The sequence below is a fragment of the Aeromicrobium duanguangcaii genome (assembly GCF_024508295.1).
In the GTDB taxonomy this organism is placed as follows: domain Bacteria; phylum Actinomycetota; class Actinomycetes; order Propionibacteriales; family Nocardioidaceae; genus Aeromicrobium; species Aeromicrobium duanguangcaii.
The window spans coordinates 1689713-1710933 of record NZ_CP101990.1 but is presented as its reverse complement, the minus strand read 5'-3'; the positions used below and the strand labels follow the sequence as shown (position 1 = coordinate 1710933).

Genomic DNA, 21221 nt, shown 5'->3' with positions numbered 1-21221 from the left:
ACCCTAGCGCGGGCGCAGGGGCGTGACGGGGGTTCTGGGCGGCAGCCGGTGCAACGTCACATCCCGCAGCGTTCCCGCATCCGCGACTGCGGTCATGTACGTGCAGAACGGCTGACGGCGCCGGTCGGTGGGGGAGCCGGGGTTCAGCAGCCGCAGCCCGCTCTCGGCCGTCGTGTCCCACGGGATGTGGCTGTGTCCGAACACCAACACGTCGACGTCGACGTAGTCGGCGCTGCAGCGTTCCTCGCGGCCCTTCGCCTGTCCGGTCTCGTGCACGACCGCGAACCGAACGCCGTCGATCTCGGCACGCGCCACCAGCGACAGGCGCTCACGCAACTGTCCGTGGTCGTTGTTCCCGTACACGGCCACGAGGCGTCGGGAGCGCTTCTCGAGGTCGTTCAGATGATCGACCGACACCCAGTCACCGGCGTGGATCACCACGTCCGCCGCGTCCACCTCGTGCCACACCTGCTCCGGGAGGTCCTTCGCCCGCTTGGGCAGGTGGGTGTCCGCGATGATCAGCAGCCGAGTCGCCATGGGGACAGTCAACCGCCTCGGTCAGCGCAGCGCCGACTCGATCTCGTCGCGAGCCGCCGCGTCGTAGCCCACGAGCAGCACGCGCTCGACCGCCGTCGGCGTGGAGCGGACCGCGCGGACGGCGGCGGCCACCGAGTCGGTCTTCGACCAGCCGTAGACGCCGGCGCCGATCAGCGGGAACGCGACCTCGCGCGCACCGAGCTCGTCGGCGACCTCCAGGGACCGGCGGTAGCAGGACTCCAGCAGGTCCGGATCCGTCTGGCCCGCGTGACGGTTGGGTCCGACCGTGTGGATGATCCATCGGGCCGGCAGGTCGCCCGCGGTCGTCCAGCCCGCGTCGCCGGTGGCCAAGCCGTGGGGGAACCGCGCGATGCAGTCGGCCAGGACGTCCGGTCCACCGGCCGCGTGGATCGCCCCGTCGACGCCGCCACCACCGCGCATCGCGTTGTTCGCGGCGTTGACGATGGCATCGACCTCGAGGGTCGTGATGTCACCCTGGACGGCGCTGATCGTGGTGCTCATTCGGGCCTCGTGATCCACGCCTGGGCGCCGGGCTCGTAGGACTCGACCGTGACCGCGCCGAACTCGCCGAGTCGGAACACGATCGGCTTCTTGCCGTCCACGCTCTCGGGCAGGGAGAAGGTCGACGTGGTGGGCACGTAGTCCATCGTGGCGGCGCGCCCCGGGACCTCGCTGACGTCGACGGTGACGGTCTGGTCCTCGGCGCTGACGCCTCGCACCACCGCGGGATTGGAGCTGCTGCCGTACGTCACGACGTGGATCTGGCCGCTCTTGCCCACGACGACCCCGGCCGGCGTGTCGATGCTCTCCTTCACGCCCGCGGGCACCCCACGCGAGGGTGCGGGGGTGATGGTGGGCGTCGTCGGAGCGTCGGGTGACTCCTTCGAGTCACCACAGGCGGCCAGCGCGAGGGCGACCACGGCCACCAACGCGAGACGGATCAGCGTGCGCATCGCGCTCCTTCGCTCAGACAGGCAACAATCGTGTCACGAAGTGGGTCAGCTGATCGACGTTGGCGCACTCGTACATCGGCACGATCTCGGCGTACGCCAGCGCCTCGGAGTCGCCCAGGCCCCACCGCGTGTGGTGCTCGGGGTTGAGCCAGTAGGTCCGCCGCGAGCGCATCGCGATCTCGTGCAGCGCGTCGAAGCGCGGGTTCTGGTTGTTGTTGCGGGCATCGCCGAGGATCAGCACCGCGGTCCGCGGCCCCACGGCGTCGAGGAAGAACTCGCGGAAGTCCAGCAGCGCCTCGCCGTAGTCGCTGCTGGTGTGCCACTTCGTGATCCTGGCCTCGGCGCGGATGCGCGTCTCGATGTCGCCGCCGCCCGAGACGGCGCCGTCGCGCACGATGTCGGTGACCTCGGCCATCGCGTTGACGAACGCGAAGACCCGCACCTTGCTGAACTGGGCGCTCAGCGCCTGGGTGAGAAGCATCGTGAAGTTGGAGAACCCGGCCACGGAGCCCGAGACGTCGCACAGCAGGACGAGCTCGGGACGATTCGGCCGCGGCTTCTCGTACACCGGCCGCATCGGCACACCGCCGGTGCCCATGGCGCGCCGCAACGTGCGGCGCATGTCGATCTTGCCGCGGCGCCGGCGCCGGCGGCGGGCCGACAGCCGGGTGGCCAGCACGCGGGCCAGCGGCTTGACCGAGCGGCGCAGCTCCTCCAGTTGCTGGCGGTTCGCGCTGAGGAAGTCGACGTGCTCGCGTGACGCGCGCACGGCATGGCGGGTCACGAGCTCACGTCCGCGCAGCTCGGCCGAACGGCGGCGCGCCTCGGCCTGGACCATCTCGCGGAACGCCTCGACGCCCTGACGCACCTCGTCGCGGGCCAGCCGGTCGGTGAACTGGGTGCCGAGCCCCTGACCACCCTGGCCGCTGCCGCCGCCGGGTCGCATCGCCATCGCCGCGGCGATCAGCGTCTGGGGCTGGAGCCGGTCGATGGTCTGGTAGGCGGACCAGCCGGCGGTCTCGGAGCCGGGCTGTCCGACCTCGCCCAGGACATCCACGGCGATCTCGGCGATCTGCGCCAGAGTCCGGGGGTCGCGGTCCATCAGCGCCATGAGCAGCAGCTCGCGGATCTGCTGGACGTCCATGTCCTCGCCCGCGTCGCGGGCCGCCTCGGGGCGACCGACGCCGACAGGGAAGAAGAGGTCGAAGGTCTGGTCGAACACGTCGCGCTGGCCGCCCCGGCGCACGAGCGCCGCGGCCAGGCCCTCGCGCAGCAGTTCGCGGTCGTCGAGGCCCAGGACCCGCATCACGTCCGCGGCGTCGATCGTCTCGCTCGGGCCGGCGTTGACGCCCTTGGTGCGCAGCGCCTCGACGAACTCGACCAGCCGGGTCGCGACCTGGGACGTCATGACAGGACGGCGTCCAGATCCAGCTTCGTGCGCGCCTTGTCGATGTCGTCCTGGTGCTTCAGCACGACGCCGAGGCTCTCGGAGACGACCTCGGAGGTGAGCGCGTCGGCACCCAGCGCCACCAGGGTGCGGGCCCAGTCGAGCGTCTCGGAGACCGAGGGCGCCTTGCGCAACGGCATGGCGCGCAGGGCGTTGACCACGCGGATCACCGAGTCGACGAGCGCCTGGTCGAGGTCCGGAACCTTCATGGTGACGATGTCGCGCTCGAGCTCGGCGTCGGGGAACTCGATGTGCAGGAACAGGCAGCGGCGGCGCAGCGCCTCGGACAGCTCTCGGGTCGCGTTCGACGTCAGCACGACGAAGGGACGCTGCGTGGCGGTCACGGTGCCCAGTTCGGGGATCGTGATCTGGAAGTCGCCGAGCACCTCGAGCAAGAGGCCCTCGATCTCGACGTCGGCCTTGTCCGTCTCGTCGATGAGCAGCACGGTCGGGCCATCGTTGCGGATCGCCGAGAGCAGCGGGCGGGGGAGCAGGAACTCCTCGGAGAAGATGTCCGACTTCGCCTCGCTCCAGGTCTCGTCCTGGCCGGCCGAGATCCGCAGCAGCTGCTTCGCGTGGTTCCACTCGTAGATCGCGCGGGACTCGTCGACGCCCTCGTAGCACTGCAGCCGCACCAGCTCGGCCTTGCAGGCCTGGGCGATGGCGCGCGACAGCTCGGTCTTGCCCACGCCCGCGGGCCCCTCGACGAGCAGCGGCTTGCCCAGCTCGCTGGCGAGGAACACGGTCGTGGCGACGGCGTCCGACGCGAGGTAGCCGGCCGTGGCGAGGCGGGCCTTGACGTCGGCGACCGACGTGAACGGCATCGTGCCCTTGTTGAACATGGATTCAAGTCTACGCTGACGCTATGGCCACGATGACCCGGGTGAGGCGTAGATCACAGTTGGCTGCGCCCGCAGCCTTCGCCCGGGTGACGGACTGGGAGCGCCATCGCGTGCCCCTGACCACGATCACGGCGACCTCGGACGGGTTCACCGCCCGCACCGGTGTCGGACCGGTCGGGTTCGACGACCCGATGGAGATCACGCACTGGGATCCGCCGCGCCGCGTCCATCTCGTGAAGCGCGGTCGCGTCATCCGGGGGAGTGCCACCATCACGGTCGAGCCCGAGGGCTCCGGCTCGGTCGTCACGTGGGACGAGGAGGCCTCGGTGATCGGGGTCCCCGGGTTCCTCGACCCGGTCGTGCGCCGACTCCTCGGACTCATGGTCTCGTCGGTGCTGCGCCGGCTGCTGCGTGACTAGGGTGGGTCCCATGTCCGCCGCCGAGACCGAGGTCGTCGACCTCTGCCGTGACCTGATCCGGATCGACACGTCCAACTTCGGCGACTCGTCCGGTCCGGGCGAGCGCGCCGCCGCGGAGTACGTCGCGGCCAGCCTGGCCGAGGTGGGCATCGAGTCCACCATCCTCGAGTCAGAGCGCGGCCGCGCCAGCGTCGTGGCCCGGTGGGGCGACCAGAACTCCACCCGTCCGGGACTGGTGGTGCACGGACACCTCGACGTCGTCCCGGCCAAGGCCGCCGACTGGTCCGTCGACCCGTTCGCCGCCGAGATCGTCGACGACTACGTCGTCGGGCGCGGCGCCGTCGACATGAAGGACTTCGACGCGATCATGCTGGCCGTCGTCCGCGATCGTCAGCGGGCCGGCCGGATCCCCGACCGCCCGGTCCTGCTGGTCTTCACCGCCGACGAGGAGGCAGGAGGCCAGCTGGGCGCGCACTGGCTCGTCGCCGAGCATCCCGAGTGGTTCGAGGGCTGCACCGAGGCGGTCGGCGAGGTCGGCGGCTTCTCGACCCAGGTCGCGGGGCAGCGTCTCTACCTGATCGAGTCGGGCGAGAAGGGCATCGCCTGGCTCCGGCTCAAGGCCGCCGGCACAGCCGGGCACGGCTCGATGCGCAACCCCGACAACGCGGTCACCCACCTGGCGCGCGCCCTGGTCAACCTGGGGGAGCACGAGTGGCCGGCCGAGCCGGGCCCCTCGATGCAGATCCTGTTGCAGAAGGTGCGCGAGCTGACCGGTGCCGACGGCACCCCGGACGAGCTCTTCGAGCACTTCGGCCCGGCGGCCCGGATGATCGGCTCCGGCCTGCGCAACTCGACCAACGCCACCATGATCCAGGGCGGCTACAAGCACAACGTCGTACCCGGCGATGCGGTCGCGTACGTCGACGGACGCCCCCTGCCCGGTCACCATGACGGCTTCGTCGATCGGGTGCAGCAGATCGCCGGCGACACCGTCACGGTCGAGCCGTACCACCTCGACATCCCGCTCGAGTACGCCTTCGAGGGTGACCTCGTGGACGCCATGACGGTCTCGCTGCTCAAACACGACCCCGAGGCCCACGTCGCACCGTTCCTCATGTCCGCGGGCACCGACGCCAAGGCGTGGCACAAGCTGGGCATGCGGTCCTACGGATTCGTGCCGCTGCGGCTGCCGGCCGACCTCGATTTCACCGCGTTGTTCCACGGCGTCGACGAGCGGGTGCCGATCGACGCGTTGCAGTTCGGCTGCCGGGTCTTCGACGAGTTCCTCGACCTGGCCTGACCCGATCTGGCGCGAAGGGCGCATACCGGGTCGAGGGCTGGGTACCCCCACTGCACAGACCGTCATCCGGACGGTCGTCAGACACAGGGGGATCCCCATGGCCGGAAAACTGAAGTTCCTCGTCGGAATCGGCGCCGGATACGTCCTCGGCAGCCGCGCGGGACGCGAGCGGTATGACCAGATCGTCGAGAAGGCCCAGAGCCTCTGGAAGAACCCGAAGGTCCAGGACGCCACCCACAAGGTGCAGGACGCCGCCCAGGAGCACGTGCCGGGTGTGAGCAAGTCCACCGGTTCGCGCAGCGCCAGCACCGGGTCGAGCACTGCGAGCGCCGGGTCGACCGACTTCGGCACCGGGTCGACCGGCTCCACGGGAGTCTCCGGACAATGAGCCAGGACCAGTCGGGGCAGTCCTCGGCCACGACGGGTGAGCTCATCTCTCGGCTGACGACCGAGATGAAGACACTCGTCCGCGACGAGATGCGGCTCGCCCAGGCCGAGGTGTCCGGGCGGGCGAAGAAGGCAGGCGTCGGCGTCGGCTTCATCGGCGTGGGCGGACTGCTCGCGCTCTACGGCGTCGGCGTCCTGCTCGCCGCCATCGTCCTGGCCCTCGCCCTGGTGATGGACGCGTGGCTGGCCGCCCTCATCGTGGCGGTCGTCCTGCTCGTCATCGCCGGAATCGCGGCGCTGCTGGGCAAGAACCGCGTCCAGGAAGCCGGCCCGCCGGTTCCCACCGGAACGATCGACAGCGTCAAGGCCGACGTCGACGCCGTCCGCCACGCCCGAGACCACTGAACGAAGGAGTGCCATGAGCGACGAGGACATTCACGCGTTGCGTGACGACGTGGAACGGACGCGCGAGGAGCTGGCCGACACCGTCGACGAGCTCGCGGGCAAGTTCGACGTCAAGAGCCGGGTGAAGGATTCGGCGAACGACTTCAAGGACTCCACGCGCGAGTCACTGAACGACTTGAAGGACTCCACCCGCGAGTCCCTGACCGACCCGGACGGCAAGCCGCGACCGGAGGTGCTGGCGTTGGCCGCCGGCATCACGTCGCTGTGTCTGGCGTTCCTGGTGCTGCGGTCGCTGCGACGGGGGCGTTGATGGCTGAACCTGGCAAGGACGGCGGCCCCGACTCCCCGAAGGACCTCACCAAGCCCTCGTGGTTCTACGTGCTGCGCAAGACGGCGCGTGAGTTCTCCGAGGACCAGTGCACGGACCTCGCGGCAGCGCTGACCTACTACTCGATCCTGGCGTTGTTCCCGGCGGCGGTGGCGGTGCTGTCCCTCGTCGGGCTGGTCGGGCGCAGCGACGAGACCGTCGACGCGCTCGTGCAGATCCTGCGCGACTTGGGCGCCTCCGGCGCGGCCGACACCCTGGAGCCGACCCTGCGCGAGCTGGGCCAGAGCCAGAGCTCGGGTCTGGGCCTCATCATCGGTCTGGCCGCGGCGCTGTGGTCGGCCTCGGGCTACGTGAACGCGTTCAGCCGCGGGATGAACCGCATCTACGAGATCGGCGAGGGCAGGCCGATCTGGAAGCTGCGTCCGGTGATGCTGCTGCTGACGGTCGTCCTGGTGACCCTGACGGCTGTGGTCGCACTCGGCCTGGTCCTGACCGGTCCTGCCGCGCAGGCGGTCGGCGACGCGGTGGGTCTCGGCGGCACCGCCGTGACCGTCTGGAACATCGCCAAGTGGCCGGTCCTGCTGCTCGTCGTCATCTTCATCGTGGCGTTGCTGTACTACGTCACGCCGAACGTCAAGCAGCCGCGGTTCCGCTGGATCAGTCTCGGCGCGGTCGTCGCGATCCTGACGTTGGTCGTGGCCTCGGCGCTGTTCGGGCTCTACGTCTCGAACTTCTCGAACTACAACAAGACCTACGGGTCGCTGGCCGGCGTCATCGTGTTCCTGCTGTGGTTGTGGATCACGAACCTGGCGCTATTGTTCGGCGCCGAGCTCGATGCCGAGATGGAGCGCGGCCGTGAGCTGCAGGCCGGCCTGCCGGCCGAGGAGGAGATCCAGCTCCCGCCCAAGGACACCCGGCAGATCGAGAAGGCCAAGAAGAAGACGGACAAGGACGTCGCCCGGGGCCGCGCACTGCGGCGCTCGCGCGGCGAGCCGAAGAACGACTGAACGACGGTCAGACGGTCGCGCGCATGCGGATGATCTTGCGCCGCAGCCGCACCGTGCGATGACCGGTCGAATCCTTGCGGAGGCGGTCGAGTTCCCATCCCTGGAACTCGGCCGCCTGCGTCAGCCACTGGCACACGGCATTCCGCGACTTCGTCCGCGAGATGGAGACATCCCAGAACTCGTAGTCGATCATCGTGCTCCTTCTGACACATCGCTGAGGGCCGCATTGATCTCGGCCGGCAGTTCCAGTGTCTCCGACCCCAGCGATTCCTGAAGTTGGGCGGCGGTGCGGGCGCCCACGATCGCCGATCCGACCCGGGGCTGGTCGCGCAGCCACGCGAGCGCGACGTGGGACACCGGGGCGCCCAGGCCCTGGGCAGCGGCGGCGAGCGCGTCCACGACGCGGGCCTTCGACGACGTGAGGTGGGGCGCCACGAAGGCCTCCCACCGCGAGTCCGCCGCCCGCGAGTCGGCGGGCACGCCGGCGCGGTACTTGCCGGTGAGCACACCCCGGCCCAGGGGAGACCACGCCAGGATGCTCATCCCGGCGTGCTCGGCGGCCGGGATCGTCTCGATCTCGGGGTCGCGGCGCAGCAGGGAGTACTCGATCTGGGTGCTGACCAGCGGCACGCCGCCGCCCAAGCGGGTGAACGCCTGCTGGGCGGCCACGGTCTGCCAGCCGGTGAAGTTGCTGATGCCGGCGTAGCGGACCCGGCCGGAGCGGACGGCCTGGTCGAGCGCGGCCATCGTCTCGTCGACCGGGACGGTGTCGTCCCAACGGTGGATCTGCCACAGGTCGAGGTGATCGGTGCCGAGGTCGGCCAGGGACTGGTCCAGCTGTCGCATCAGCGATCCCAGGGAGCCGTCGACCACGGCGTGCCCGTCGCGACGGACCACGCCGGCCTTGCCGGCCAGGACGATCCGGTCGCGGACGCCGTGCTTGGCCAGCAGCGAGCCGATGACCTTCTCGCAGCCGCCGTCGCCGTAGATGGGCGCGGTGTCGATCAGGGTGCCACCGGCGTCGAGGAAGACCCGCAGCTGCTCGTCAGCCACGTACTCGTCGACGGCTGCGCCCCAGGACATGGTCCCGAGGCCGAGCCGCGACACCTGGAGTCCCGAACCGCCGAGCCGACGCGCGTGCATGCGATGAGGTTAGTCGGTGCCCCAGAACTTCCTGTGTAGGCTCGCACGGTGGATCTGCTGCGCTCCGTGATCCTGGGCATCGTCCAGGGCCTCACCGAATTCCTGCCCATCTCCAGCAGTGCTCACCTGGCGATCGTGCCGCAACTGCTGGGCTGGGAAGACCCCGGCGCCGCGTACACGGCGGTCGTCCAGATCGGCACCGAGCTGGCGGTCATCCTGTACTTCTGGCGCGACATCTGGACCATCGGCTCCGGCTGGGTCCGCGGCGTCTTCAGCGCCGAGGCGCGCCAGGCACCGGAGTGGCGGATGGGCTGGTTCATCATCGTCGGCTCGCTGCCGATCGTGGTGCTGGGCATCGCGCTCGAGGACGCGATCGATCGCGAGTTCCGGAACCTGTGGTTCATCGCCTCGATGCTGATCGGCATGGGCCTGGTCCTGGGGCTGGCCGAGCGGCTCGGTCGCAAGGCCAAGCCGATCGACGACCTCAACGCCCGTGACGCGATCCTGCTCGGCCTGGCCCAGGCCTGCGCGCTGGTGCCGGGTGTCTCCCGCTCGGGCGCCACGATCTCGATGGGCCTGTTCCTGGGCTACGACCGCCGCGCCGCCACGCGCTACGCCTTCCTCCTGGCGATCCCCGCGGTCGTCGGAGCCGGCATCTACAAGCTCAAGGACATCCCCGGCGGCGAGAACGCCTACGGCACGGTCCCGACCATCGTCGGCACCGTCGTCGCGTTCGTCGTCGGCCTCGCCGTCATCCACTGGCTGCTGCAGTACGTCAGCAAGAACTCGTACGCGCCGTTCGTGATCTACCGCGTCGTGCTCGGTGCGGTCGTGCTCGGACTGCTGTGGGGTGGCGTCATCACCGGCGCCGTCGCCGGCTGACGCGGGCTCAGAGCCAGCCCGACTTCTTGAACCGTCGGTAGACGTACCAGCACACGCCGCCCATGAGAGCCAGGGACAGCGGATAGCCGAAGGCCCAGGAGAGCTCTGGCATGTGCTCGAAGTTCATCCCGTAGATCCCCGCCACGGCGGTCGGGATGGCGAAGAGGGCCGCGCCCGCAGCGAGCTTGCGCATGTCCTCGTTCTGCTGGACGCTCAGCTGCGCCAGATAGGCGTTGAGGGCGTTGGACAGCAGGCTGTCGATCGAGTCGATGGCGTCCACGGCTCGCTGCAGGTGATCGGCGATGTCGCGGAAGTACGGCCGCAGGGCTTCCGGGTCGGCGACGGTGGCGAAGCGGCTCATCGGATCGCGCAGCGGCGCCACGGCGTGCCGGAACTCCAGCGTCTCGCGCTTGAGCCGATAGATGCGGCGGGAGTCCTCGGTGCGGTCGGGCGAGAAGACCGACGCCTCGACCTCGCCCACGTCCGTCTCGAGCTCGCCGGCGACCGACTCGTAGTGGTCCACGATCGAGTCGACGACGGCGTGCAGCCCGACGATCGGCCCGTGGCGCAGCCGATCGGGTGACACCTCGGCCCGGTGTCGCGCGTCGACGAGCGACGCCCCGCCGTGGCGCACGGTCAGGAGGTAGCGGGCGCCCAGGCAGATGTTGACCTCGTTGGTGGTGATGTCGTCGTCGCTGTACGAGACGGCGCGCATCGAGATGAACACGTGATCGCTGTACCGCTCGATCTTCGGCCGCTGGTGCGCGCCGATCGTGTCCTCCACCGCCAACGGGTGCATCCGCAGGGCCTTGCCGAGGCGCTCCATCTCGTCGTGCGTCGGGTTGTTCACGCCGACCCAGATGAAGTCGTTGCCGGTCAGGCCGGCCAGCGTCTCGTCGAGGCTGTCGGGGTCATGGTCGGTGTCGCGGCGCACGCCGTCGACGTAGACCGCGCAGTCGATCATCACCTGCTCATTGTGGCTTCGATGCTCCCGATAGGCTCGGCGACATGCAGAGTTGGTCCCGCCCACCGATCCCACGACTCTCGGACTCCGGGCTCGGTGACGGACCACCCGTCCAGGTGCACGACACCGCCACCGGGAAGCTCGTCCCGCTCGATCCCGAGGAATCCGCGCGCCTCTACGTCTGCGGCATCACGCCGTACGACGCCACGCACCTGGGCCACGCCAACACGTACCTGACCTTCGACCTGCTGCAGCGGGTCTGGCTCGACCGCGGCCTGGACGTGCACTACACGCAGAACGTGACCGACGTAGACGACCCGCTGCTCGAGCGCGCCACCGCGACCGGCATGGACTGGGTGGCGCTGGCCGAGCGCGAGACGCAGCTGTTCCGCGACGACATGACCGCCCTGCGGGTCCTGCCGCCGGAGCACTACATCGGCGCCGTCGAGTCCATCCCGCTGGTCATCGACCTCGTGCAGCGCCTCGAGGCGACCGGAGCGGTCTACCGGGTCGACGACGACCTGTACTTCGACGTCCACTCCGCCTCGACCTTCGGCGAGGTCTCCGGGTTCGACGAGGAGACCATGGTCAAGCTCTTCGCCGAGCGCGGCGGCGACCCGAACCGTTCGGGCAAGCGCGACCCGCTGGACTGCCTGCTGTGGCAGGCCGAGCGCCCGGGGGAGCCCGCGTGGGACACCGACCTCGGCCGGGGCCGGCCCGGCTGGCACATCGAGTGCGCGGCGATCGCCCTGCACCACCTCGGCACGGCATTCGACGTCCAGGGTGGGGGATCGGACCTGGTCTTCCCCCACCACGAGATGTCGGCCGCCGAGGCCGAGCGCGCCACCGGTGAGCCCTTCGCCCGCTCCTACGTGCACGCCGGAATGGTGGGCTACGAGGGCGAGAAGATGAGCAAGTCGAAGGGCAACCTCGTCCTGGTCTCCAAGCTGCGTGCCGAGGGACGGGACCCGATGGCCATCCGGCTGGCGCTGCTCGGGCACCACTACCGCGAGGACTGGGAGTGGTTCGGCGACGAGATCGAGGTCGCCGAGGCGCGTCTGGCTCGCTGGCGGGCGGCCGCCGACCGCTCGGCCGGCCCGTCCGGTCAGGAGCTGGTGGATCGCCTCCGCGAGGCCCTGACGAACGACCTCGACGCGCCCGCGGCGCTGAAGGCGGTCGACGCGTGGACTGCCACGACCGGCGACGACGCCCAGGCGCCGGCCCAGGTGCGTGCCGCCGTCGACGCCCTCCTCGGCATCAAGCTCTGATCGCGCCTCCGGCGCGCGAGATGTGTAGCGCTGTCCACCTGAATCCGGCCGAAACGGCCTGATCCGGGTGCATGCCGCTACACATCTCGCGGGCTAGCGGCCCGCCTCAGGTCTCTTCGGTGGGACGGCGACGCAGGTAGCGCTCGAACTCGCGCGCGATGGCGTCGCCGGAGGCCTCGGGCAGGTCGTCGGTGTCGCGGTCGGTCTCGAGGGACTCGACGTAGTCGCGCAGGTCCTCGTCCTGTTCCATCAGGTCGTCGGCGCCACGCTGCCAGGCCTCGGACATCTCCTGGAGCACGCCCTGGGGGAGCCCGATGCCCACCGCATCCTCGACGGCGCCGAGGAGGGCCAGGGTGGCCTTGTAGCAGGGCGGCTCGGCCACGTAGTGGGGCACGGCGGCCCAGATGCCGGCTGTCGCCATGCCGGCGCGGGCGGCGACGTCGCCGAGCACCGTCGTGATCCCGATCGGCCCGGAGTAGCGGGACTGCTCGAGCGAGAGGCGCTCCAGCATGACCGGATCGTTCGTCGTCCCGGTCACGGGAACCGGGCGGGTGTGCGGGCTGTCGGCCAACAGGGCGCCGAGGGTGATGAGCTCCTGGACGCCGGCGCGCTGCGCGATCTCGACCACCGCGGCGCAGAAGGTCTGCCAGCGATAGTTCGGCTCGACGGCACGCAGCAGCAGGACGTCGCGATCCAGGTGCGGCGGGCGGGCGAAGTAGAGAGTCGGCGTGGGCCACACGATGTCGCGCACGCCGTTCTCGGACGGAGCCAGGACCGGACGGACCGCCTGGAAGTCGTAGAACTCCTCCGGATCGAGCTCGGCGAAGATCTCGGCGTCCCACTCCTCGAGCAGGTGGTCGACCGTGCTGGTCGCCGCGTCGGCGGCGTCGTTCCAGCCCTCGAACGCGGCGATCATCCACGGATTCCGCAGAACGGGGATCTGGGCGTCGGTCACCTTCTCAGCCTACTCATCCTCGGTCCGATAGCCGAGGTTCGGCGACAGCCACCGCTCAGCCTCGGCGATCGTCCAGCCCTTGCGCTCGGCGTAGTCCTGCACCTGGTCGCGGCCGATGCGGCCCACGACGAAGTACTGGGACTGCGGGTGCGAGAAGTACAGACCGCTGACGGAGGCGCCCGGCCACATGGCCATCGACTCGGTCAGCTCCATGCCTGTGCGCGCCTCGACGTCGAGCAGCGACCAGATCGTGCTCTTCTCGGTGTGCTCGGGGCACGCCGGGTAGCCCGGCGCCGGGCGGATGCCGTCGTACTTCTCCTTGATCAGCTCGGTGCTGCTGAGCTTCTCGTCGGGGGCGTAGCCCCACAGATCGGTGCGGACCAGCTCGTGCAGGCGCTCGGCGAACGCCTCGGCCAGCCGGTCGGCCAGGGCCTCCAGCATGATCGCGGAGTAGTCGTCGAGCTCGGCCTTGAACGCCTTGACGCGCTCGACGCTGCCGAGGCCGGCGGTCACGGCGAACGCGCCGACGTAGTCGGGCAGGCCCGTCTCGGCCGGGGCGACGAAGTCGGCCAGCGAGCGGTGAGGGACGCCCTCGCGGTGCGCTGTCTGCTGGCGCAGGTGGTGGAACCGCGTCAGCTCGGTCGAGCGGGACTCATCGGTGTAGACGATCGTGCTGTCGCCGTCGCGTGCGGCCGGGAACAGTCCGGCGACGCCGCGGGCGGTCAGCCAGTCCTCGGCGATGATGCGGTCGAGCATCTCGTTCGCGTCGTCGTAGAGCTTGCGTGCGGTCTCGCCCTGGGTGGGGGAGTTGAGGATGTCGGGGAACGAGCCCTTCATCTCCCACGCGTTGAAGAACGGCTGCCAGTCGATGTACTCGCGCAGCTCGCCCAGCGGGAACGGCCCGAACTCGTGGATGCCGGGGGATGCCGGCACCGGCGGCTTGTAGTCGCTCCAGTCGATCACCGTGGCGTCGGCGCGGGCGGCCTCCAGCGGCAGGATCGAGCGGGAGTCGCCGCGGGCGGCGTGGCGCTCACGCAGCGCGTCGTAGTCGGTCTTGATGTCGGCCATGAGCTTGGGCCGCTGCTCGGAGGACAGCAGCGCGGCCACGACCGGGACCGAGCGGGAGGCGTCCTTGACCCACACGACCGGTCCGGGGTACTTGCGGTCGACCTTGACGGCCGTGTGGGCGCGCGACGTGGTGGCGCCGCCGATCAGCAGCGGGATGTCGAACTCCTGGCGCGCCATCTCGGCGGCGAAGTTCTCCATCTCGTCCAGCGACGGCGTGATGAGGCCGGACAGTCCGATGACGTCGGCGTTGTGCTCGCGTGCCGCGTCCAGGATCTTCTGGGCCGGCACCATGACGCCGAGGTCGATGACGTCGTAGTTGTTGCACTGGAGCACGACGCCGACGATGTTCTTGCCGATGTCGTGGACGTCGCCCTTGACGGTGGCCATGATGACCGTGCCGTTGGAGCTGCTCACGTCGTCGGGGGACTTCTCGGCCTCGATGAACGGGATCAGGTAGGCGACGGCCTTCTTCATGACGCGTGCCGACTTCACGACCTGCGGCAGGAACATCTTGCCCGCGCCGAACAGGTCGCCGACGACGTTCATGCCGTCCATGAGCGGGCCCTCGATGACCTCGATCGGCTTGCCGCCGCGCTCGGAGATCAGCTGGCGGAGCTCCTCGGTGTCCTCCTCGACCTGGGCGTCGATGCCCTTGACGAGGGCGTGTGTGATGCGCTCGCCCACGGGCAGGGAGCGCCACTCCTCGGCGGCGGCCTCGGTCTTCTCGGAGGTGCCGGCGTAGTCGGAGGCGATCTCGAGCAGGCGCTCTGCGGCGTCCTCGCGTCGGTTGAGGATCACGTCCTCGATGCGGTCGCGCAGCTCGGTCGGGACGGCGTCGTAGGGGACCAGGGCGCCGGCGTTGACGATGCCCATGTCCATGCCCGCCTTGATGGCGTGGAACAGGAAGACGGCGTGGATCGCCTCGCGGACCGTATTGTTGCCGCGGAACGAGAAGGAGACGTTCGAGACGCCGCCGGAGACGAGGGCGCCGGGCAGGTTCTCCTTGATCCAGGCGGTGGCCTCGATGAAGTCCAGTCCGTAGCGGGCGTGCTCCTCGATGCCCGTGGCGACGGCGAAGACGTTCGGGTCGAAGATGATGTCCTCGGCCGGGAAGCCGACCTCTTCGGTCAGGATCCGGTAGGCGCGACCCGCGATCTGCTGGCGCCGCTCGAGGTTGTCGGCCTGGCCGTCCTCGTCGAAGCCCATGACCACGATCGCGGCGCCGTACTTGCGGCACAGCCGGGCGTGCTCGACGAAGCGCTCCTCGCCCTCCTTGAGGGAGATGGAGTTGACGATGCACTTGCCCTGGATCGCCTTCAGGCCGGTCTCGATGACCTCGAACTTGGAGGAGTCGACCATGACGGGCACGCGGCTGATGTCGGGCTCGGTCGCGATCAGCTTGCAGAACCGGTCCATCGCGGCGACGCCGTCGATCATGCCCTCGTCCATGTTGATGTCGATGACCTGCGCGCCGTTCTCGACCTGCTGCAGCGCCACCGCGAGGGCCGACGTGTAGTCCTCGGCCTTGATGAGGTTGCGGAAGCGGGCCGACCCGGTGATGTTGGTGCGCTCGCCGACGTTGACGAACAGGGAGTCCTCGGTGACGGTGAGCGGCTCGAGCCCGGACAGGCGCAGCGCGGGGGCGATCTCGGGCACCTCGCGCGGGGTCAGGCCCTCGACCGTGCCGGCGATCGCGGCGATGTGCGCGGGCGTCGTGCCGCAGCAGCCGCCGACGACGTTGATGAAGCCGCTCTCGGCGAACTCGTGCAGCGTGGCGGCGGTCTCGTCGGGGGACTCGTCGTACTCGCCGAAGGCGTTGGGCAGGCCCGCGTTGGGGTAGCAGGAGATGTGGCAGTCGGCGATGCGCGACAGCTCGGCGATGTACGGGCGCATCTCGTCGGCGCCCAGGGCGCAGTTCAGGCCCACCAGCAGTGGCTTGACGTGCCGGATCGAGTTCCAGAACGCCTCGACCGTCTGGCCCGAGAGCGTGCGCCCGGAGGCATCGGTGATGGTGCCGGAGATGAGCACGGGCCAACGGCGGCCGGTCTCCTCGAACAGCGTCTCGACCGCGAAGATGGCGGCCTTCGCGTTGAGCGTGTCGAAGATCGTCTCGATCATCAGCAGGTCGGCGCCACCGTCGACCAGGCCGCGCGCGGCGGTCAGGTACGCGTCGACGAGCTCGTCCCAGGTGACGTTGCGGGCCGCCGGGTCGTTGACGTCGGGGGAGATGGACGCGGTGCGGGTGGTCGGACCGAGCGCGCCGGCGACGTAGCGGGGGCGATCCGGCGTGCCGACCGCGTCGGCCGCGGAACGCGCGAGCTGGGCCGACGTGTAGTTGAGCTCGTAGGCCAGATCGACCATGTCGTAGTCGCGCAGCGAGATCGCGTTCGCGTTGAACGTGTTCGTCTCGATGATGTCGGCGCCGGACTCGAGGTACTCGCGGTGGATCGCCGCGATGATCTCGGGCTGGGTGAGCGTCAGCAGGTCGTTGTTGCCCTGGACATCACACGACCACTGGGCGAACCGCTCGCCGCGGTAGCCGGCCTCGTCCGGACGGTCCCGCTGGATCGCCGTGCCCATCGCGCCGTCCAGCACGAGGATCCGCCGCGCCATCGCCTCGGTGAGCTCGGCGGTGGCGTCGGGGCGGAACTGTGGAACGAATTCGGTCATGGGTGAGAGTCCTCAGCGGTTCGACAGCGGTGGCTGCTGGGATCCTTCAGCCGGCGGCGGGCTCGCCTGGGCCTCGGGAAGGATCCGAACTGTGCCACGAGCATACGTCAGTCCGCCGGAGTCGAAAGTTCGATCGCCGCGGAGTGGACTGACGTGTCGGTCACCCCTCCTGCGGCGGCACGGCGACCGGCGCGGCCGGCTTCGGGGCCTTGACCAGCAGGGCGACGAGCACCGCCACCGCCGAGATCATGCCGCCGTAGAAGAGCGCGGCGTGGACGCCCGAGGCCGTGGCGTCGACGACCGAGGCGCCCGTCTCGAGCTCGCTGACCGAACGGCGCGTCATCACGGTCACGAACAGCGCGGTGCCGGCCGCGCCGGCGACCTGCTGGAGCGTGGAGACGGTGGCGCTGCCGTGCGAGTACAGGTGGTGCGGCAGCGAGCCCAGCGCCGAGGTCATCAGCGGCGTGAACATCAGGGCGAGGCCGATGCTCATCAGGACGTGCACCGCGATGACGGTGCCCTGCGTGGTGTCCGTGTCGAACATCGACATCGACCAGAGCGCGACCGAGGTGACGGCAGCACCCGGCGCCACGAGGGGGCGCGGTCCGTACTGGTCGAAGAGGCGGCCGACGAACGGCGCGAGCAGGCCCATGACGAGACCGCCGGGCAGCAGGACCAGGCCGGTCTCCAGCGTCGTCAGGCCCAGCACCGACTGCAGGTAGATCGGCAGCAGGATCAGGGTTCCGAAGAGCGCCATCATGCTGACGGCGACGAGTCCGGCCGCGATCGTGAAGGTCCGGTGCGCGAAGGTGCGCAGGTCCAGCAGCGCGCGGTCCTGCAGGGAGAGCTGACGCAGGACGAAGATGACGAGGGCGACGGCGCCCACGGCGACCGGGATCCAGGGCTGGACCGGGGTCTCGCCCGCGGCGGCCTCACCGATGCTGCTGAGTCCGTAGATCAGGCCGCCGAAGGCCAGCGCCGACAGCACGACCGAGAGCACGTCGATCGGGACGTCGATCGGCTCGGTGACGTTCTTGACCCACGCCGCGCCGAGTCCGAGGGACAGCAGGGCGATCGGCAGGACGAGCCAGAACATCCAGCGCCAGTCGAGCTGGTCGAGGATGATGCCCGAGATCGTGGGGCCGACGGCAGGAGCCACCGAGATGACGATGGAGACGGTGCCCATCATCCGGCCGCGGCGCTCCGCCGGGACGAGGTTGAGGATCGTCGTGATCAGCAGCGGCATCATCAGGGCGGTGCCGACCGCCTGGACGGCGCGAGCGGCCACCAGCACGGCGAAGGTCGGCGCCACGGCGGCCAGCAGGGTGCCGGCCGTGAAGGAGATCATCGCGGCCATGAACACCCGCCGCAGGGGATAGCGAGTCAGCAGGAAGCCGGTGATCGGGATGACCACGGCCATCGTCAGCAGGAACGCCGTCGTGAGCCACTGCGCCGTCGTCGCCGGGACGTCGAACTCCCGCATCAGCTCCGGCAGGGCGACGCTCATGATCGTCTCGTTGAGGATCACGACGAACGCCGAGCCCACGAGCAGGGCGATCAGCCGTCCTGCGCGGTCGGTGGTGGGCGGTGCCGAGGTGGTGTCGGTGGTGGTCACTGTGCTCCTGCGCGGTGGGACTGACGAGCTGACTGGGCCATGAGGGGCACCAGTGGTCGCAACGCGCGCGCCGCCCAGGTTGTTCCGGTCGGGGCGAGTGACCCACCTCACGGCACGCCGAGCGTCGTGGCGTCGGAGCCACCGGGTTCCTCTGCTGTCGCGCTGCCGGCCGACGTGGGACAGGATCGGTCATGGGGTCGAGACATGATCGTTCACGACATGCAGGACGCGTCAGTCGTCGACGCGCAGGCGGTGGCGGATCGGCTGGAGGTCGTCCCGGCGACGGGTCTGTCGGACGCGGAGGCGGCACGCAGGCTCGAGGAGAACGGCCCGAACGAGCTGCGCGGCAAGGACGCGATCCCGACCTGGCGCAAGATCCTCGCGCAGTTCCAGGACCCCCTCATCTACCTGCTGCTGGTGGCCGTCGTCATCTCGTTGGTCTCCTGGGCCATCGAGGGCGCAGACGGGGTCCCGGTCGACGCGGTCGTGATCGCCCTCGTCGTCATCCTCAACGCCGTGCTCGGGTACACGCAGGAGTCCCGGGCGGAGGACGCGGTCGCTGCGCTCGGCTCGATGACGGCTGCGACGTCGACGGTGTTCCGCGGGGGTGAGCTCAAGACCGTGCCGTCGGCCGAGCTCGTGGTCGGTGACGTGCTGGTCCTCAACGAGGGCGACGCAGTGGGCGCCGACGCGCGACTCCTGAGCGCCAGTGCGCTCCGGATCCAGGAGGCGTCGTTGACTGGTGAGAGCGAGGCGGTGACCAAGAACGCCGCGACGCTGGCCGAGCCGGCGCCTCTGGCCGAGCGACGCGACATGGTCTACAAGGGCACTGCCGTGGTGCAGGGAGTCGGCCGCGCCGTGGTGACCGGAGTCGGCATGTCGACCGAGGTCGGCGCGATCGCCGAGATGCTCGACGCGACGGAGGAGGAGCCCACGCCGCTGCAGGTCGAGGTCGCCTACATCAGCAAGATGCTCGGGATCGTCGTGGTGGTCATCGCGCTGATCGTGATGATCACGATCGTCGTGGTCGACGGGGTGACCGAGCCGGCCGACTTCGTCGTCGTCCTGCTGCTGGGCGTCTCGCTGGCGGTGGCGGCGGTGCCCGAGGGGATGCCCGCGATTCTCTCCGTCGTCCTCGCGATCGGCGTGCAGCGCCTGGCGCGACGCAATGCGGTGGTGAAGCAGCTCAACTCCGTCGAAGCGCTCGGATCGGCATCGGTGATCTGCACCGACAAGACCGGCACCCTGACGCGCAACGAGATGATGATCGAGCGTGTGGTCACGTCGTCGGGCAGCGCCGACGTCAGCGGTGTCGGCTACCGGCCCGAGGGTCAGGTCACGGTGGGCGGTGAGCCGCTGGCGGGGGCACAACGTTCGGAGACCCAACTCCTGCTGGCCGCGGGAGCGCTCGCCAATGACGCCCAGCTGACCGAGCGGGATGGGGAGTGGAGCATCCAGGGCGATCCCACCGAGGCGGCGTTCCTCGTCGCGGCGCGCAAGCTCGAGGGCACGGGGGAGGAACTCGCCCGGTTCGAGCGCCAGGCCGAGATCCCGTTCACCTCCGAGCGGAAGATGATGTCCACGGTGCACCGCGAGCGCGGGGACGGGTCCCGTCTCATCTTCAGCAAGGGCGCGCCCGACGTGCTGCTGGCGCACTGCACGGCCTACCAGGTCGGTGAGACCACGGTGTCGCTCACCGAGGAGGCCCGGGCCGAGCGTCTGGCCCAGGTCGAGGCCCTGTCGGGTGAGGCCTTCCGGACCCTCGGCGTCGCCTACCGGGTGGCCGACGACCTGCCGGTCGACGGACCAGGCGAGGTCGACGCCTCCATCGAACGCGATCTGGTCTACGTCGGCGTCGTGGGCATCATCGACCCGCCGCGGGCCGAGGCCGCCACGGCAATCGCCGAGGCCCACCGCGCCGGCGTCCGGGTCATCATGATCACCGGCGACCACCCGACCACCGCGACGCGGATCGCGGCCGATCTGGGCATCATCGAGCCCGGCGGTCGCGCCGTGACGGGCGCGGAGCTCGACACCCTCGACGACGGCGCGCTGGACGAGACCACCCGCGAGGTGTCGGTGTACGCGCGGGTCTCGCCCAAGCACAAGCTGCTGCTCGTCGACACCCTGCAGTCGCAGGGACAGATCGTGGCGATGACGGGCGACGGCGTCAACGACGCACCCGCGCTCAAGTCCGCCGACATCGGCGTGGCCATGGGCGTGACCGGCACCGAGGTCACGAAGGAGGCCGCCCGGATGATCCTCGGCGACGACAACTTCGCGACGATCGTCATGGCGGTCCGTCAGGGACGGGTGATCTTCGACGACATCAAGAAGTTCCTGCGCTACCTGCTCTCGTCGAACATGGGCGAGGTGCTGACGGTCTTCCTCGGGGTCGTGTTCGCCGGGGTGCTCGGGCTCAACGAGGCGAGCAACGAGACGATCGTGCTGCCGCTGCTGGCGACCCAGATCCTGTGGATCAACCTGGTGACCGACTCCGGCCCGGCGCTCGCGATGGGCGTCGATCCCGAGATCGACGACGTCATGCAGCGACCGCCCCGCCGGCTGGACGACCGCGCGATCGACCCGCGCATGTGGAGAGGCATCGTCACGATCGGACTCGTGATGGCGATCGTGAGCCTGTTCTCGATCGACGTGTTCCTGCCGGGGGGACTGGTCGAGGGCGACGATTCCCTCGAGGTCGCCCGGACGGCCGGGTTCACCACCTTGGTCCTCGCTCAGTTGTTCAATGCGCTCAACGCGCGGTCGGAGACCACGACGGTGTTCCACGGGCTGTTCCGGAATCCCTGGCTGTGGGGCGCGATCGTCCTCGCGGTGGTCCTCCAGGTCGCCGTGGTGGAGATTCCGGTGCTCCAGGTCGCCTTCGGCACCGGCTCCCTGGACCTGGTCCACTGGGTCGTCTGCACGGCACTGGCTTCCGTCGTGCTCTGGTACGACGAGGTGCGCAAGATCGTCATCCGGGGATTCGCGCGTCGTTGAGACGACCCCC

General features: G+C 69.8%; 20 protein-coding genes. 9 read left to right on the top strand and 11 right to left on the bottom strand.

All coding sequences use genetic code 11. The features are described 5' to 3' along the window. Positions 1-3: 3 nt before the first annotated feature. Genes NP095_RS08525 through NP095_RS08505 form a run of 5 tightly spaced genes read right to left on the bottom strand, consistent with a single transcriptional unit; the run spans position 4 to position 3800 of the window. A complete protein-coding gene (locus tag NP095_RS08525; RefSeq protein WP_256765913.1) occupies positions 4-537 on the bottom strand; it encodes a metallophosphoesterase family protein in 534 nt (177 codons plus the stop codon). Between the two features lie 21 nt (positions 538-558). Then, a complete protein-coding gene (locus NP095_RS08520) occupies positions 559-1059 on the bottom strand; it encodes an O-acetyl-ADP-ribose deacetylase (RefSeq protein WP_256765912.1) in 501 nt (166 codons plus the stop codon). Next, positions 1056-1511: a hypothetical protein gene (locus NP095_RS08515; RefSeq protein WP_256765911.1), complete on the bottom strand. Its 456-nt coding sequence runs from the start codon at positions 1509-1511 to the stop codon at positions 1056-1058. Before NP095_RS08515 ends, NP095_RS08520 begins: the two co-directional genes overlap by 4 nt. 13 nt (positions 1512-1524) lie before the next feature. Then, on the bottom strand, positions 1525-2919 hold the full coding sequence (locus NP095_RS08510) for a VWA domain-containing protein (protein WP_256765910.1): 1395 nt from the start codon (positions 2917-2919) through the stop codon (positions 1525-1527). Beyond that, a complete protein-coding gene (locus NP095_RS08505) occupies positions 2916-3800 on the bottom strand; it encodes an AAA family ATPase (protein ID WP_256765909.1) in 885 nt (294 codons plus the stop codon). The genes NP095_RS08510 and NP095_RS08505 overlap by 4 nt, the downstream gene beginning before the upstream one ends. A 41-nt stretch (positions 3801-3841) precedes the next feature. On the opposite strand from NP095_RS08505, the gene NP095_RS08500 reads away from it, so the two are divergent. From NP095_RS08500 to NP095_RS08475, 6 genes are all read left to right on the top strand, one after another. Next, positions 3842-4219 carry an SRPBCC family protein gene (locus tag NP095_RS08500; RefSeq protein ID WP_256765908.1) on the top strand — a complete coding sequence of 126 codons (378 nt, stop codon included), beginning with the start codon at positions 3842-3844 and terminating at the stop codon, positions 4217-4219. A 10-nt stretch (positions 4220-4229) separates the two neighbouring features. Beyond that, on the top strand, positions 4230-5519 hold the full coding sequence (locus NP095_RS08495; RefSeq protein ID WP_256765907.1) for a M20/M25/M40 family metallo-hydrolase: 1290 nt from the start codon (positions 4230-4232) through the stop codon (positions 5517-5519). Positions 5520-5616: 97 nt separating this feature from the next. Beyond that, a complete protein-coding gene (locus tag NP095_RS08490) occupies positions 5617-5907 on the top strand; it encodes a hypothetical protein (RefSeq protein WP_249378178.1) in 291 nt (96 codons plus the stop codon). Further along, on the top strand, positions 5904-6311 hold the full coding sequence (locus tag NP095_RS08485) for a phage holin family protein (protein ID WP_249378177.1): 408 nt from the start codon (positions 5904-5906) through the stop codon (positions 6309-6311). Before NP095_RS08490 ends, NP095_RS08485 begins: the two co-directional genes overlap by 4 nt. Positions 6312-6324: 13 nt before the next feature. Continuing rightward, positions 6325-6621, top strand: a complete 297-nt coding sequence (locus tag NP095_RS08480) for a DUF3618 domain-containing protein (protein WP_256765906.1) — start codon at positions 6325-6327, stop codon at positions 6619-6621. Continuing rightward, positions 6621-7646, top strand: a complete 1026-nt coding sequence (locus tag NP095_RS08475; protein WP_249378175.1) for a YihY/virulence factor BrkB family protein — start codon at positions 6621-6623, stop codon at positions 7644-7646. Before NP095_RS08480 ends, NP095_RS08475 begins: the two co-directional genes overlap by 1 nt. 7 nt (positions 7647-7653) lie before the next feature. Here the strand turns inward: NP095_RS08475 and NP095_RS08470 are convergent, their stop codons facing one another. Both NP095_RS08470 and NP095_RS08465 read right to left on the bottom strand, forming a co-directional pair. Further along, entirely contained in the window at positions 7654-7839 is a 186-nt protein-coding gene (locus NP095_RS08470) for a DUF5703 family protein (RefSeq protein ID WP_249378174.1), read from the bottom strand. Further along, the gene (locus NP095_RS08465) at positions 7836-8789 is read right to left on the bottom strand and encodes an aldo/keto reductase (protein WP_256765905.1); all 954 of its coding nucleotides are present in this window, start codon (positions 8787-8789) and stop codon (positions 7836-7838) included. The genes NP095_RS08470 and NP095_RS08465 overlap by 4 nt, the downstream gene beginning before the upstream one ends. A 48-nt stretch (positions 8790-8837) precedes the next feature. Here NP095_RS08465 and NP095_RS08460 point away from each other — a divergent pair, with 48 nt between their 5' ends. Further along, positions 8838-9671 (top strand): undecaprenyl-diphosphate phosphatase, encoded by an 834-nt coding sequence (locus tag NP095_RS08460; RefSeq protein ID WP_256765904.1) that lies wholly within the window; start codon positions 8838-8840, stop codon positions 9669-9671. Positions 9672-9678: 7 nt separating this feature from the next. On the opposite strand, the gene corA is transcribed toward NP095_RS08460, so the two are convergent. Beyond that, complete coding sequence (gene corA, locus NP095_RS08455) at positions 9679-10635, bottom strand: magnesium/cobalt transporter CorA (protein ID WP_256766140.1); 957 nt, start codon at positions 10633-10635, stop codon at positions 9679-9681. A 44-nt stretch (positions 10636-10679) separates the two neighbouring features. On the opposite strand from corA, the gene mshC reads away from it, so the two are divergent. Beyond that, the gene (mshC, locus tag NP095_RS08450; protein WP_256765903.1) at positions 10680-11903 is read left to right on the top strand and encodes a cysteine--1-D-myo-inosityl 2-amino-2-deoxy-alpha-D-glucopyranoside ligase; all 1224 of its coding nucleotides are present in this window, start codon (positions 10680-10682) and stop codon (positions 11901-11903) included. A gap of 106 nt (positions 11904-12009) precedes the next feature. Here mshC and NP095_RS08445 read toward each other — a convergent pair whose 3' ends face one another. From NP095_RS08445 to NP095_RS08435, 3 genes are all read right to left on the bottom strand, one after another. Next, complete coding sequence (locus NP095_RS08445) at positions 12010-12858, bottom strand: PAC2 family protein (protein ID WP_249378170.1); 849 nt, start codon at positions 12856-12858, stop codon at positions 12010-12012. Positions 12859-12867: 9 nt separating this feature from the next. Next, on the bottom strand, positions 12868-16596 hold the full coding sequence (metH, locus tag NP095_RS08440) for a methionine synthase (RefSeq protein ID WP_256765902.1): 3729 nt from the start codon (positions 16594-16596) through the stop codon (positions 12868-12870). Between the two features lie 160 nt (positions 16597-16756). After that, on the bottom strand, positions 16757-18211 hold the full coding sequence (locus NP095_RS08435) for an MDR family MFS transporter (RefSeq protein WP_256765901.1): 1455 nt from the start codon (positions 18209-18211) through the stop codon (positions 16757-16759). A gap of 204 nt (positions 18212-18415) precedes the next feature. On the opposite strand from NP095_RS08435, the gene NP095_RS08430 reads away from it, so the two are divergent. After that, positions 18416-21211 (top strand): cation-translocating P-type ATPase, encoded by a 2796-nt coding sequence (locus NP095_RS08430; RefSeq protein WP_256765900.1) that lies wholly within the window; start codon positions 18416-18418, stop codon positions 21209-21211. The last annotated feature ends 10 nt before the right edge of the window (positions 21212-21221 follow it).

Bases quoted from the DNA above. Each gene is read 5' to 3' on its own strand.
- NP095_RS08525 (WP_256765913.1), bottom strand. From the start codon at position 537: ATGGCGACTCGGCTGCTGATCATCGCGGACACCCACCTGCCCAAGCGG.
- NP095_RS08520 (WP_256765912.1), bottom strand. From the start codon at position 1,059: ATGAGCACCACGATCAGCGCCGTCCAGGGTGACATCACGACCCTCGAG.
- NP095_RS08515 (WP_256765911.1), bottom strand. From the start codon at position 1,511: ATGCGCACGCTGATCCGTCTCGCGTTGGTGGCCGTGGTCGCCCTCGCG.
- NP095_RS08510 (WP_256765910.1), bottom strand. From the start codon at position 2,919: ATGACGTCCCAGGTCGCGACCCGGCTGGTCGAGTTCGTCGAGGCGCTG.
- NP095_RS08505 (WP_256765909.1), bottom strand. From the start codon at position 3,800: ATGTTCAACAAGGGCACGATGCCGTTCACGTCGGTCGCCGACGTCAAG.
- NP095_RS08495 (WP_256765907.1), top strand. From the start codon at position 4,230: ATGTCCGCCGCCGAGACCGAGGTCGTCGACCTCTGCCGTGACCTGATC.
- NP095_RS08490 (WP_249378178.1), top strand. From the start codon at position 5,617: ATGGCCGGAAAACTGAAGTTCCTCGTCGGAATCGGCGCCGGATACGTC.
- NP095_RS08485 (WP_249378177.1), top strand. From the start codon at position 5,904: ATGAGCCAGGACCAGTCGGGGCAGTCCTCGGCCACGACGGGTGAGCTC.
- NP095_RS08480 (WP_256765906.1), top strand. From the start codon at position 6,325: ATGAGCGACGAGGACATTCACGCGTTGCGTGACGACGTGGAACGGACG.
- NP095_RS08475 (WP_249378175.1), top strand. From the start codon at position 6,621: ATGGCTGAACCTGGCAAGGACGGCGGCCCCGACTCCCCGAAGGACCTC.
- NP095_RS08470 (WP_249378174.1), bottom strand. From the start codon at position 7,839: ATGATCGACTACGAGTTCTGGGATGTCTCCATCTCGCGGACGAAGTCG.
- NP095_RS08465 (WP_256765905.1), bottom strand. From the start codon at position 8,789: ATGCACGCGCGTCGGCTCGGCGGTTCGGGACTCCAGGTGTCGCGGCTC.
- corA (WP_256766140.1), bottom strand. From the start codon at position 10,635: ATGATCGACTGCGCGGTCTACGTCGACGGCGTGCGCCGCGACACCGAC.
- mshC (WP_256765903.1), top strand. From the start codon at position 10,680: ATGCAGAGTTGGTCCCGCCCACCGATCCCACGACTCTCGGACTCCGGG.
- metH (WP_256765902.1), bottom strand. From the start codon at position 16,596: ATGACCGAATTCGTTCCACAGTTCCGCCCCGACGCCACCGCCGAGCTC.
- NP095_RS08430 (WP_256765900.1), top strand. From the start codon at position 18,416: ATGATCGTTCACGACATGCAGGACGCGTCAGTCGTCGACGCGCAGGCG.